Source organism: Ramlibacter aquaticus (assembly GCF_015159745.1).
GTDB classification, from domain to species: domain Bacteria; phylum Pseudomonadota; class Gammaproteobacteria; order Burkholderiales; family Burkholderiaceae_C; genus Ramlibacter; species Ramlibacter aquaticus.
Window position 1 is genome coordinate 37,699 of record NZ_JADDOJ010000021.1, and the last position, 12,068, is coordinate 49,766.

The 12,068-nt window shown below is 65.0% G+C and carries 13 protein-coding genes; 7 read left to right on the top strand and 6 right to left on the bottom strand.

Annotated elements, in window-relative coordinates:
* The first annotated feature begins 59 nt into the window (after window positions 1-59).
* Together IM725_RS07355 and IM725_RS07360 are read left to right on the top strand one after the other, a co-directional pair.
* Window positions 60-1,022, top strand: coding sequence for an MBL fold metallo-hydrolase (locus IM725_RS07355; RefSeq protein WP_193779931.1), 963 nt, complete (start codon window positions 60-62; stop codon window positions 1,020-1,022).
* Between the two features lie 241 nt (window positions 1,023-1,263).
* Complete coding sequence (locus tag IM725_RS07360; RefSeq protein WP_193779932.1) at window positions 1,264-1,605, top strand: DOPA 4,5-dioxygenase family protein; 342 nt, start codon at window positions 1,264-1,266, stop codon at window positions 1,603-1,605.
* Between the two features lie 68 nt (window positions 1,606-1,673).
* On the opposite strand, the gene IM725_RS07365 is transcribed toward IM725_RS07360, so the two are convergent.
* Both IM725_RS07365 and IM725_RS07370 read right to left on the bottom strand, forming a co-directional pair.
* Window positions 1,674-2,750 (bottom strand): lanthionine synthetase C family protein, encoded by a 1,077-nt coding sequence (locus IM725_RS07365; protein ID WP_193779933.1) that lies wholly within the window; start codon window positions 2,748-2,750, stop codon window positions 1,674-1,676.
* Between the two features lie 172 nt (window positions 2,751-2,922).
* Entirely contained in the window at window positions 2,923-3,882 is a 960-nt protein-coding gene (locus tag IM725_RS07370) for an AraC family transcriptional regulator (protein ID WP_227753659.1), read from the bottom strand.
* Window positions 3,883-3,970: 88 nt separating this feature from the next.
* Here IM725_RS07370 and IM725_RS07375 point away from each other — a divergent pair, with 88 nt between their 5' ends.
* Both IM725_RS07375 and IM725_RS07380 read left to right on the top strand, forming a co-directional pair.
* A complete protein-coding gene (locus IM725_RS07375; protein ID WP_193779934.1) occupies window positions 3,971-4,951 on the top strand; it encodes an aldo/keto reductase in 981 nt (326 codons plus the stop codon).
* Between the two features lie 861 nt (window positions 4,952-5,812).
* The gene (locus IM725_RS07380; protein WP_287065800.1) at window positions 5,813-6,919 is read left to right on the top strand and encodes an alpha/beta fold hydrolase; all 1,107 of its coding nucleotides are present in this window, start codon (window positions 5,813-5,815) and stop codon (window positions 6,917-6,919) included.
* A gap of 167 nt (window positions 6,920-7,086) precedes the next feature.
* On the opposite strand, the gene IM725_RS20630 is transcribed toward IM725_RS07380, so the two are convergent.
* The 3 genes from IM725_RS20630 to IM725_RS07390 all read right to left on the bottom strand — a co-directional run bounded on the left by IM725_RS20630 (window position 7,087) and on the right by IM725_RS07390 (window position 9,087).
* Complete coding sequence (locus IM725_RS20630; RefSeq protein ID WP_265334995.1) at window positions 7,087-7,212, bottom strand: DUF6582 domain-containing protein; 126 nt, start codon at window positions 7,210-7,212, stop codon at window positions 7,087-7,089.
* 184 nt (window positions 7,213-7,396) lie between these two features.
* The gene (locus IM725_RS07385; RefSeq protein WP_193779936.1) at window positions 7,397-8,158 is read right to left on the bottom strand and encodes an ABC transporter permease; all 762 of its coding nucleotides are present in this window, start codon (window positions 8,156-8,158) and stop codon (window positions 7,397-7,399) included.
* The gene (locus tag IM725_RS07390; RefSeq protein ID WP_193779937.1) at window positions 8,155-9,087 is read right to left on the bottom strand and encodes an ABC transporter ATP-binding protein; all 933 of its coding nucleotides are present in this window, start codon (window positions 9,085-9,087) and stop codon (window positions 8,155-8,157) included. The genes IM725_RS07385 and IM725_RS07390 overlap by 4 nt, the downstream gene beginning before the upstream one ends.
* A gap of 226 nt (window positions 9,088-9,313) precedes the next feature.
* On the opposite strand from IM725_RS07390, the gene IM725_RS07395 reads away from it, so the two are divergent.
* Complete coding sequence (locus IM725_RS07395) at window positions 9,314-10,150, top strand: helix-turn-helix transcriptional regulator (protein WP_193779938.1); 837 nt, start codon at window positions 9,314-9,316, stop codon at window positions 10,148-10,150.
* Between the two features lie 196 nt (window positions 10,151-10,346).
* Here IM725_RS07395 and IM725_RS07400 read toward each other — a convergent pair whose 3' ends face one another.
* Complete coding sequence (locus IM725_RS07400; protein WP_193779939.1) at window positions 10,347-10,793, bottom strand: sensor histidine kinase; 447 nt, start codon at window positions 10,791-10,793, stop codon at window positions 10,347-10,349.
* Window positions 10,794-11,055: 262 nt separating this feature from the next.
* On the opposite strand from IM725_RS07400, the gene IM725_RS20790 reads away from it, so the two are divergent.
* Both IM725_RS20790 and IM725_RS07410 read left to right on the top strand, forming a co-directional pair.
* A complete protein-coding gene (locus IM725_RS20790; protein WP_353805327.1) occupies window positions 11,056-11,253 on the top strand; it encodes a DUF1127 domain-containing protein in 198 nt (65 codons plus the stop codon).
* Between the two features lie 184 nt (window positions 11,254-11,437).
* The coding region (locus IM725_RS07410) for a DJ-1/PfpI family protein (RefSeq protein WP_193779941.1) at window positions 11,438-12,068 on the top strand (631 nt) is incomplete at its 3' end.

Consider the following 12,068-nt stretch of genomic DNA (forward strand, 5'->3'; position numbering starts at 1 on the left):
CACCTTCGTTACCATCCCGCCACATTTGAAGTTACGCCCCCTAGAACAAGGAATCCTCCATGTCCCGCTCTTTCCGCGCATCCCTTCTCGCATCGTGCCTGTTCGCCCTCGGCGCGACGGCCCTGCCCGTCCAGGCGGCCGCGCCTTTTGCCAAGACCCAGGCGCCCGGTTTCTACCGCATGCCGCTGGGGGATTTCGAGATCACCGCGCTGTCGGACGGCACGGTGAAGCTGCCGGTCCTCGACCTTCTGAAGGGCGACAAGGCGCGCGAAACCGACGCGCTGCGCCAGAACTTCCAGGAGAACCCGCTCGAGACTTCGGTGAACGGCTACCTGGTGAACACGGGCAAGCAACTGGTGCTGATCGACACGGGCGCTGCAGGCCTGTTCGGCCCGACGCTGGGCAACCTGCTGAAGAACCTGCGCGCCTCCGGGTACCGGCCCGAGCAGGTCGACCAGATCCTGATCACGCACATGCACCCGGACCACGTGGGCGGGCTGATGGCCGGTGCGCGGCGCGCCTTCCCCAACGCGACGCTGCACATCGACAAGCACGACACCGACTACTGGCTGGCGAAGGCCAACCTGGACGCCGCCCCAGCTGATGCGAAGGGCTTCTTCCAGGGCGCGATGGCCTCGGTCAATCCCTACGTCAAGGCCGGCAAGCTGAAGACCTTCGACGGCCCGACTGAGATCCTTCCTGGCATCAGCGCGCAACCCGCGTACGGCCATACGCCGGGCCACACCGTCTACACGGTGGAGAGCAAGGGCCAGCGCCTGGTGCTGTGGGGCGACCTGATGCACGTCGCCGCGGTGCAGTTCACCGACCCCACGGTGACCATCGCGTTCGACACGGACACGGCGCAGGCCGAGAAGGCGCGCGAGCAGGCGTATGCGGATGCGGCGCGCGACGGCAACCTGGTCGCCGGCGCCCACCTCGCATTCCCGGGCATCGGCCACCTGCGGGCCATCCCGAACAAGGGCTACGCGTTCATCCCGGTCAACTACTCCGGGCTGAAGTAAGTCCTGCGTCGAGCCCTCGGCTGATTGCGGTCCCGCCGCACGGGCGCGCGATGGCGCGCACGTGCGGTACGGATCGGGCGAGCGGATGCCGCAAAGCCGATGACTGACCGCGCAGGCCTGGGCCGCCGGGTGTAGAGCGCTTCCGCTTCGACTCGAAGCGGAAGCGGCCCTCGGCAGGGCGCAATGCCGAGGTGACGAAGAAGGCCTTGGTGGCCCGGATGCGCTCCGGCACAATCCGGCCATGGCCCGACGCCCCTCGAACGTCCACCGCGCCTACCACGCCCACGTCTACTTCGACGCCTCCACCGTGGAGCAGGCACGCGCACTCTGCGACCAGGCGGGGGCACTGTTCAAGGTGGCCGTGGGCCGCCTGCACGAGCAGAACGTCGGCCCACACACCCGCTGGAGCCGGCAGATCGCCTTTTCGGCCGACGAGTTCGACCGCATCATCCCCTGGCTGGACCAGCACCGTGGGGGACTGGACATCCTGGTGCACGGCCTGAGCGGAGACGACCTGAAGGACCACACCGAGCACGCGTACTGGCTGGGCAAGGAGTGGCCCCTGAATCTTGATCGTCTCTGAGAAGTTTTGGCCCAAGGTCCGACGCAACGACCGCTTTGGGCTGAAGGCAGACGTGGCGAGCGAACGACCTAGAACTCGTCAAGCGTAGGCACCGCGCTGTCTGCGGAGATACAGCTGGCCAGGAAGTGGGCTACGCCAAGGTCTCCCGTCCACAACGAATATCTGCCATGTCCCCGCGCTGTCCTTTCGCGCTCCACTTGCTCGGCAGAATGCATTGCGAAAATTCGCGCTCGGGTCAGCCATTGGGCATCTCCGGTTCTTCTCCATAGCTTCAGAAACGCGTATCCATTCCCGGAGGTACCGTGACAAAGGCCTGGGCCTTTTCGCAGCGGACCCGCTCGCCAGGTGAGCTCACCGGCCGCGAGAAGAAGGTGATCCCAGGCAGGGCTTCGGGGCATTGTCGCGAGTCGCACAACGATGCCGGGAGCGCCGTGGCAATCCTGGACCGGCGGGACCCGTCCGATCACCCCGATGGGGTCATGAACCGGATGCCAGTTCATGCAGTTCTCGTCGCGCAAGGCCAGTGATTGCAGTGTCGCAAGCGTTCGGTCGGCGACGGTGGCGTCGAGCAGCTGCGTGGCGCCGCGTTCACAAAGGTCAGCCCACCGGCGCTCACCTGTTGCTTCTGCCATGTGAATGGCAGCAAGCAAGGTTCCTGACGATCCCCACAGGGCTTCTTTGGCTGGGTGGCACAGGTTGCCCTGCACCACATCAAAGAGGCGATCAGCCACATCCCGGGACGGCTTCAGCGACCACTCCAGAAGGAGCAACCCGGAATCGCCCATCAGAAATGAAGCCGTTCCACCCTGTTGCATGAGTCCAAGGTCCCGGTTGCGTGCAATGAGTGTGGGCACCACATCCGTGAAACCGGCATGGAGTCCTTTTGTACCCGGGCCCCAATGAGCCAGGCGCTTCAGCGACCAGATGACCCCTGCTGCCCCCATATACAACATGGAGTACCGCGCTTCTGGTGGATCAGGCTCGTCAAGCGGATGAGCGGGCCACAGCCCCTGAGGCGAGAACGCATCCGATGCGTCCATCACGATGGAATGGATCGCAGCGAGCGCCGCTGCTTTGTCCCATCCCGCCTGCGTCACTGGTTCGTGGCGCAAGGGATCAAACAGTGGGTGGGTCGCCGTGGTCATTGCATTCTGATGATGCACCAGTCCGGCTGACAACCACCGCAGGGCAAGAGCTGCAAACGTGCGCTCCACCCGTCGGGTGTGCCGGGACGTCCCCGGAGCCACGCGTCCGCTTCTGGCCGAAAGCGGATATCACGACGGCCAGGCGTTTCCCGGAACTGCTCGGCGCAAATTCTCAAGCAGCCGACGCCCGCAGCCGGGCGATATCCCGCGCCGGAGGCTCGCCAAAGTGGCGGCGGTATTCGCGGCTGAACTGCGAAGCGCTTTCGTATCCGACACGGAACGCAGCGGCGGCCGCGTCCAGGTCGTTGACCAGCATGAGGCTGCGAGCCTCCTGCAACCGTAGCTGCTTCTGGAACTGCAGGGGGGTCATGGCCGTCACCGCACGAAAGTGCGCATGCAGGCTTGAAGGGCTCATGCCGATCTCGGCAGCCAGGCGCTCGATCTTCCACCCCTGGCGGTAGTGCCTGCCAATCCACCCTACTGCGCGCCCAACCTGGGCCAGCCGCCCCTGGCTTGAGGTGACATGCCACATCCGGGGTCCATCGGGCCCGGTGAGCAGGCGGTAAAGAACCTCCTGCTCGGCCGATGGTCCCAGCACAGGCACCGCCGAGGGTTCGTCGAGCAGTCGCAGGAGGCGCAGGATGGCCTCCACCAGCGAAGCACCGGCCTCGGACACGCGCATCGCCGGTGCCGCCTGTACCGGAACCACGGGGATTTGGCTCGCCAGCGACCCCAACATCACCGGGTCGAAATCCAGGAACAGGCACAGGTACGGCTTCGCCGGCGTGGCCTCGATCACACGCCCTGTCACTGGCAGGTCGTGAATCACCACCCCATAGCGCCCGGGTGCGTAGGAGAAGGTGCGCGGGCCCACGCTCACCTCCTTGCGGCCCTGCGCAACCAGGCACAGCTGCGGCCTGTAGACGTTCGGCATCGGCAACGTCACCGTGGAGGCTCGGGCGAGCATGAGCCGGTCGAACGCCGTGGAATGGAAACCATCCGTGGGCGCATGCTCGGCAATCAGGCCCGCGACATCAGCCAATCGACTCATCCCGCCAAGCATGTCATGCACGGCCACGGGCGGCAACGCCAGGGCGCGCGGCCGGAGGATCAGGCAAGCATGGCGGCGCATCAGGCTCACACCCGCATCGCGGCTGTTTCACAGTCACGCCAATGGGGACGGGCCGCGATGGCCCGCCGTTCTGAAACCAAGGAGCACCATGACAACCATCCCTGTGAAGATCCCCGCGTTCGCGCTCGGCACCTGGGCCTGGGGGGACAGCGGCGTGGCAGGCGAAGGCTACTTCGGCAGCGGCACGCGCCGAGCTGACTACGACGAAATTGCCCGCCTCGCCCAGGCGGCCGGCTTTCACCTGTGGGACACAGCCACTGTCTACGGCATGGGGCGGGCTGAAACCGTCCTCGGACAGGTGCTTAGCCGGTACCCCCGGGAGAGCTACCAGCTCTCAACGAAATTCACGCCGCAGGCTGCGGGGAACGGCCCGGATCCGGTGGCCGAGATGCTGGCGCAGAGCCTGCAGCGGCTGGGCACGGACTACATCGACCTGTACTGGATCCACAACCCGGCCGATGTGGAGCGGTGGACGCCGCGGCTGCTGCCGCTCCTGAAACAGGGGACGGTCAGGCACGTCGGCGTCTCCAACCACAACCTGGCACAGATCGCACTCGCCGACCAGATCCTTGGCGAGGCCGGGTTCCAGGTCACAGCGGTACAAAACCATTACAGCCTCCTTCACCGCAGCTCCGAGCGGGCGGGCATCCTGGACTACTGCCGCCAGCGCGGCATCCCATTCTTTGCGTACATGGTGCTCGAGCAGGGAGCACTGGCCGGCCGGTACAGCAGCGCAAACCCCCTGCCAGAAGGCACGGACCGGGCGCGGCACTACAACGCTGTCCTGCCACAGCTGGACGGGCTCAACACGATGCTGGCGTCAACGGGCGACAGGCTGGGCGCGGCGGCCGCCGAGGTCGCCATCGCATGGGCACTCGCCAAAGGGGCCACGCCCATCGTGGGTGTCACCCGACCGGATTACCTGGCCAGTCTGACCCGGGCTGCCCAGCTCAAACTCAGCCCCGAGGACATGGGCGCACTCGAAGCCGCAGCAGATGCCGCGCAAGTCAGCACGCGTGGCTGGTGGGAGCAGGAGATGGAACAACGGCCGTCGAACTCAGAGGGTTAAGCCCGGGTCCCCTCTTCTTGGGCTTCTGCCAGTGCCCGTTGCTCGCCTTGCATCAGCATTTCGATGCTTTCCAGCATCCGGAGACGACCGCACTCCTTTGCCTCGTCCCTCAGCCGTTGAAGCACCGCGAGGCGGGCCAGAATCTTCTGCCGGCTGTCTGCGCGTGTGCGTTCCGATGACGTTTCTCCCATTAGCTGAAGAGACTATGCGGTTGCGCTTGAGCTCCCTGTAGGACGAGAGCCAAAACAATCTACTCAAGGACGTCGGGGTTGGCGGTGTTTTCTACAACTGATTCTCGATGCTGACATCGAGGCAAGGATCAGCAGCTAGGGTCCGCCCCTATGACGCGGCCCCATGGCAAACCCGACGACAGTTCTCCACCCGAGGGGCACTCAGGACAGGGATCTCAGACGGCATTGGAGCGGCTGATCCAGATGCGGGAGGCCGCTGAGCTCGAGCATCCCCAGTCGCCAGACGCCTCGGACGGCGAGCCCAGCCCTGGGGTCAACCAGCAGAGTTTTCCGTAGCGGCGCTGTCTCAGCCACGTTAGCTGCCCCTAGGCTGCCGGCAAAGAGCTACTCGAGCACCTGGGCCGTCAACGCAGCCACGTCGTTCCGCCGTCGGAGCCGGTCTGCCGACGCTTGACCCGCTTCTTGCGGCGAGTCATTCCGCCGCACACGCCGCTGTGCAGGTCAACTGCCTGCGCGTGGATTCTCAGCTCTTCTGCAACTGAACGGGCTCGGCCGGGAGCGGGCGAAAGCCCTTGGACTTCCGCGCAAATCCCGGTAGCCTCAAGCTTCAATGGCACACGACCTTGACGGATACACATCCTTGAACTTGCCCTTGGGCATCAGGTCGCAGGTGGTCGACAACCACAACGGCTGCCAGATGCATGTGCTCGAAGCCGGTCATGAGTCGCCGCATCGCCCATGCATCCTCCTGCTGCACGGCTTCCCCGAACTCGCTTACAGCTGGCGCCGCCAACTGGTGCATCTGTCGCAGGCGGGTTATCACGTCATCGCGCCGGACCTGCGGGGATTCGGGCGCAGCGGCGGCACCATGGTTCACTACGCGGACGACCTGCGCCCGTTTTCCAGTGTCAACCGAGTGGCGGATGCGCTGGGTCTGGTGCGTGCGTTGGGGCACGAGCAGGTCGCGCTGGTGGTGGGCCATGACTACGGCGCCCATGTGGCCGGCTGGTGCGCGTTGCTGCGACCGGATGTCTTTCGCTCGGTGGCGTTCATGAGCGCGACCTTCCCGGGCGCGCCGTCGCTACCGCTGCAAGGTGAACCAGCGCCGGCACAGGACGCCGCGCAAGCGCTTGTGGCGCTGGGTGCCTTGTCGCCGCCACGCAAGCACTACTGGCCGTATTTCGCCAGCCCGCTGGCCCATGAGCACCTGATGCACCCTCCGCAGGGGCTGCACAGCTTCCTGCGGGCCTACTTCCACATGAAAAGCGGTGACTGGGAAGACAACCAGCCTTTCCCGCTGCAGGCCTGGTCCAGCGCCGAGTTGGCGAAGCTGCCCCGGTATTACGTCATGGACGCCGACCGAACCATGCCGGAATCGGTCGCGCCGTGCATGCCTTCCACCGCGCAGATCGCCGCCTGCGAGTGGCTTTCCGACGCCGACCTGGACGTCTATGTGCAGGAGTACGCCCGCACCGGGTTCCAGGGCGGCCTGCAGCTGTACCGGGTCATGCTGGACACCGGCCTGTCGGGTGAACTGAGGGCCTTCGCGGGTCGCACGGTCGATGTTCCGGCGCTCTTCCTTTCAGGCGCCCGGGACTGGGGCAATCACCAGGTCCCGGGCGGACTCGAGCGGCTGCGCGAAAGCGTCTGCACCCGTATGGAACCGCCCAGGATCATTCCCCGTGCGGGCCACTGGGTCCAGCAGGAGGCTGCGGCAGAGGTCAACGCGGAGTTGCTGGGCTTCCTCGAGCGCCACAGTCCCAGGCCTGTCGCCTGAGGCACCCGCCCTGCCCGCTGCGCTGGAACGCTTGTGTGCAGCGCCCATTTCCTGGCTCGGCCGACTTCCCGCCAGTCGGCTTCGTGAAGCTCGACCTTGAATCTCTTCGCTGCCGCCTGGATGCGCTTCCACGCGGCATCCCGCTCCGCATCGGTGACCCCTTCCACCTAGTTGAAACGAGCGACAGCGCTGCGGACATGGTCCGCGTCCTCCAAGGGCTCTTTGCGTTGTTTCTCGAATGCGAACTGCGTCTTGACCAGACTGTCGCGGTCCTTCTCGTCGAGCTTGCTCATCGTCGGTGCCTCCTGGGATGCCAGGAGAGACGTTCGGTCAGTCCCCGCAGCGGCTGTGACAGCCCCCTGCGCTTCTCTCGCAAGTACCTGTCCTACGCGGTAGCGCGGGGTCGCCCGGTTCTGGCCGCAAGCAGACGTCGCCTGCCACCCCAAGCCGCACATCTGGCACACGCCATCCTCTGCGTCAGCTCTTGAGCTTGTACCCCGTCTTGAAGATCCAGCGCACCACCGCCAAGCAGGCGAGCAGAAAAAGCAGCGTCATCGCGAGGCTGACACCCACGCCCACGTCGGACGTCCCATAGAAACTCCAGCGGAAGCCGCTCACCAGGTACACCACCGGGTTGACCAAGGTCACCCGTTGCCAGAAGGGCGGCAGCATGTCGATGGAGTAGAAGCTGCCGCCAAGAAAGGTGAGCGGCGTGATCACGAGGGTGGGAATGAACTGCAGCTTTTCGAAACCTTCAGCCCACAGGCCGATGATGAAGCCCAGCAGACTGAAGGTCACGGCCGTCAGCAGCAAGAAGAGCAACATGAAGCCCGGGTGCATGATCTTGAGCGGCACGAACAGCGCCGCCGTGGCCAGAATGATCAGGCCCACCATCACCGACTTGGTGGCCGCCGCCCCGACGTAGCTGATGACGATCTCCAGCGGGGAGACGGGCGCCGACAACAACTCGTAGATGGTGCCGGCGAACCGCGGGAAATAAATGCCGAAGGAGGCATTGGAGATGCTTTGCGTCAGGAGTGACAGCATCACCAGGCCGGGCACGATGAAGGCGCCATAGCTCACGCCCCCCACCTCGGGGATGCGCGAACCGATCGCCGAGCCGAAGACCACGAAGTACAGCGCCGTCGACACGACTGGCGAGACGATGCTCTGCAACAGCGTGCGGAACGTTCGGGCCATTTCGAACCTGTAGATGGCACGGATTGCGTGGAGGTTCATGCGGTCTTTTCCGTCACCAGGTCGACGAAGATGTCCTCCAGCGAACTCTGGCTCGTTTGCAGGTCCTTGAAAGCAATGCCAGCCCCCTCCACGTCCTGCAGCAGCTGCGCGATGCCGGAATGCTCGCCCCTTTCGTCATAGGTGTAGGTGAGCTGGGTACCGTCGACCGAAAGGGCCAGCGGATACGCTGCAAGCGCGACTGGCAGTTTCTCCAGAGGGCGAACCAGGTGCAGCGTCAACTGCTTGCGACCCAGCTTGCGCATCAATTCGGCCTTCTGCTCCACGAGGACGATGGCACCCTTGCTGATCACGCCGATCCGATCGGCCATCTCCTCGGCCTCGTCGATGTAGTGCGTGGTCAGCACGATCGTCACCCCGCTGTCGCGCAACCGGCGCACGAGCGCCCACATGTCCTGGCGCAGCGCGACATCGACACCTGCAGTCGGCTCATCCAGGAACAGGAGTTTCGGCTCGTGCGAGAGCGCCTTGGCGATCAGCACCCGGCGCTTCATGCCGCCGGAGAGCGTGCGCATCGGGCTGTCCTTCTTGTCCCAGAGCGAAAGGTCCCTCAGCACCTTCTCGATGTGGGCGGGCTTGGGCGACAGGCCAAAGAGGCCGCGACTCAAGCTCACGGTGTTCCACACCGTTTCGAACGCCTCGACCGTCAGCTCCTGCGGCACCAGGCCGATGATGGAGCGCGTCGTGCGGTAGTCCGTGGAGATGTCATGCCCGTCAACCAGAACCCGGCCCGCGCTCGCATTGACGATTCCGCAGACGATGCTGATCAGGGTGGTCTTCCCCGCGCCGTTGGGGCCCAGCAAGGCGAAGATCTCGCCGCGGCGAATCTGCAGGTCCACCGAGCGAAGCGCTTGGAAGCCCGAGGCGTAGGACTTGGACAGCCCGGAGATCGACAGAATGTTTTCGTTCATCGGCGGGTGAACGATACCCGAAAGACCCACAGCGCGCGTGAGGGCCCTGGGGCTGTAGAGGCGCGCAAGCGTGCAAAAGAACAGACGCATATCGGGCGGGGCCGATTCGATCCTGATGGTCCGACGTGGGCTTTCGGCTTGAGGTGTGCCTCTATCGGCAAACCTTGATCAGAACAGTGCAATTGCCGCTGGACCGGAAGGCTTTCCGGACAAAGGACGCTAGACCTTGACGACGAACCCTGCGCACACCCGGCACGGCAAACCGGCCGACGACACAGGCGCTGCAGCTGTCGCGCGGCATTGCACGAGGCTGGTCGTCCACAGCGTGGTGGCCGAACGACCCACCTTGCTTGTGCTGCGACGTGGACGCAAGCAAATCACACGGGGCGCCCATACCATCCAGCTCGAGGCCGGCCAGGCCGCGATGGTGCCGACGGCTCTCGCCTTCGATCTCGTCAGCACGCCGGTGGACGGTGAATTCATCGCCACGCTGTTGAGCCCGGCCCCGCACCTGATCGCGGCCATTGCCGCGGAGTACGCCGACGTGCCTGCGCTCTGCGACGCCTGGGCGATCCGGGACCTCGAACCCGACCTCCTGGCTTCATTCGAGCGCGCGGTGACAGCCCACGCCGAGGCGGACCTGCTTCCCCCGAAAGTGGCGGAGAACCGCGTTCGCGATGTCCTGATCTGGCTCGCGCACAAAGGTCTCAGGTTCGGGCCGGACCGTCGCGCCGACCTGGCCCAGCGCGTTCGCACCTTGGTGGCCCAGGACCTGGAGCGGCCCTGGAAGGCCCAGGAGGTGGCCGCACGGGTGGCGATGAGTGAAGCGACCCTGCGCCGTCGACTGGCCGAGCAGGGCCTCTCCTTCCAGCAACTCCTCATCGATGTCCGGATGACCCGGGCGCTGGCCTTGTTGCAGGTGACGGACCTGCCGATCGGCCAGATCGCATTCAGCGTCGGCTACGACTCGGCCTCCCGCTTCGCAGCCAGGTTCAGGCAACGATTCTTGGTGCAGATCCGCTCAGGATGCTTCTGGGCGCATGCCCTAGGCGCATCGGCCTGAACCCGGACTTCAAACTGAGGCCTCGAAGCCGAAGACTCAGGTGACTTAGAGGTCTGGCACCAGGCGCTCGTACGCCTTCTTCACGACGCCCAAGCACTCGCACGAACGCGCTAGCAACCACGTACGCCAGCGCTGATCAAGTGTCTGCAACCCGATCGCCGGGTCGAGGTCGAAGTGCACGGCACCCGCTAGGGGTTTAGGGAACTGCCGCGGCATGCCGCGGCAATGTGCCCTGGAATGTCGTCCCGTGCTCCAGCGTCGACCGGAGAGCCAATGCGCCCTTGTGCGAGCGCATGATTTCACGGCAGATGTACAGACCCAGGCCCAGGCCGTTGGGCGCACGCCGCTCGGCCTGGGCGTTCCCCCGTTTCCGCGGCTCGAAAATGCTGACACGCAGGTGCTCCGGGATCGGCTCACCCATGTTGTGCACCGTGAATGTGACGTGGTCAGCGCGACCGGCCAGCGTGAGGGTCACCGGACTCCCAGGCTTGCCGTACAGAACGGCGTTCTCCAGCAGGTTCGAGAGCAGTTGGCCCATGCGCCCTTCGTCCCATTCGCCGTCGGTGCCCTGATCCGCCCCCTCGAGGACAAGCGTCGTGCCGGGGTGGCGTACACGTGTTTCCTCGATCACGTTCTGCGCCAATCTGCTCGGTGTTGGCTCTGAGGAAATTGGACAGTCGCATCGTAGGGATTCCTGCAAAACCGAACGGAGGTCAATCTGCCATTAGACGCTGATTGCATCGCGCCAGACAGGGCGCCTTTCAAAGCGATGCCGAACAGGGTTGCTCATCCATGCCGGCGGAATCGAATTCGCCACGGCTGAATGTCAGAAACTGCAGCGACTCTGGCATTGCCCGCATCAGGAGCAGTCCCGATGATGGTGCCAGCCACCACCTTGCAACTCCATCTCATGGCACCCTCCACAATCCGGGCCCTTTTCAAATTCCGGCTGGCTTTGTTGTTCCGCGCACCAAGCCCGGGCACGGTGCCATCGCAGTGCAGTGCGTGAGCTGCGTGCAATGTCGGACCTCGAGCTGTGCGACCTGGGCATCGGCCGCAGCCAGATCGCACATGCCGCGCATTCGCCTCCCGCGAGCAGCTGATCCCGCGTGGCGCTCGCAGGCCTGTTGCCCGATGGGCAGCGACGCCTCAACCCCGCCCTTCAAGGTTCCCCCGCGGCATCGATTGCACCGTGTCTGGATGGCAGAAACTGCAGCCACTCTGGCATTGCCCGCAGCCGGGACAGCGCCGATGATGACGACTGTCATCGCCTTCTAACGTCATCGCATGGACACCTCCATTCACATCGGCTTTCTGCTGTTCCCCCAGGTCACGCAGCTCGATCTGACCGGTCCTGCGCAGGTCCTAAGCCGGGTGCCTGGCGCCCGCGTCCACCTTCTGTGGAAGGACCGCCGCCCTGTCATGACCGATGTAGGGTTCGAGATCGTGCCGACCACCACGTTCGAGGAATGCCCGCCTCTGACAGTGTTGTGCGTGCCTGGCGGGTTTGGCATCGACGCCCTGCTCAACGACGAGGCGACGCTCGCGTTCCTGCGCCAGCAGGGTGCGAGCGCCCGCTACGTCACCTCGGTCTGCACGGGTTCGCTGCTTCTCGGCGCTGCCGGCCTGCTGCAGGGCTACCGCTCCGCCTGTCACTGGATGTGGCGACACTATCTGCCACGGTTCGGCGCCGAGCCCGTGGCCGAACGGGTGGTGCGCGACCGCAACCGCCTTTCCGGGGGCGGCGTCACGGCAGGCATCGACTTCGGCCTGGTCCTTGCGGCAGAGCTCGCGGGCGAAGAAGTTGCCAGGCGGCTCCAGCTTGCGTTTGAATACGATCCCGCCCCGCCGTTTGACTGCGGCTCGCCGGAAAAGGCAGGCGCAGCGCGGGTGGCACAGCTCGTGGAAGTGCAAAAGG

Bases quoted from the DNA above. Each gene is read 5' to 3' on its own strand.
- IM725_RS07355 (WP_193779931.1), top strand. From the start codon at position 60: ATGTCCCGCTCTTTCCGCGCATCCCTTCTCGCATCGTGCCTGTTCGCC.
- IM725_RS07360 (WP_193779932.1), top strand. From the start codon at position 1,264: ATGGCCCGACGCCCCTCGAACGTCCACCGCGCCTACCACGCCCACGTC.
- IM725_RS07365 (WP_193779933.1), bottom strand. From the start codon at position 2,750: ATGACCACGGCGACCCACCCACTGTTTGATCCCTTGCGCCACGAACCA.
- IM725_RS07370 (WP_227753659.1), bottom strand. From the start codon at position 3,882: ATGCGCCGCCATGCTTGCCTGATCCTCCGGCCGCGCGCCCTGGCGTTG.
- IM725_RS07375 (WP_193779934.1), top strand. From the start codon at position 3,971: ATGACAACCATCCCTGTGAAGATCCCCGCGTTCGCGCTCGGCACCTGG.
- IM725_RS20630 (WP_265334995.1), bottom strand. From the start codon at position 7,212: ATGAGCAAGCTCGACGAGAAGGACCGCGACAGTCTGGTCAAGACGCAG.
- IM725_RS07385 (WP_193779936.1), bottom strand. From the start codon at position 8,158: ATGAACCTCCACGCAATCCGTGCCATCTACAGGTTCGAAATGGCCCGA.
- IM725_RS07390 (WP_193779937.1), bottom strand. From the start codon at position 9,087: ATGAACGAAAACATTCTGTCGATCTCCGGGCTGTCCAAGTCCTACGCC.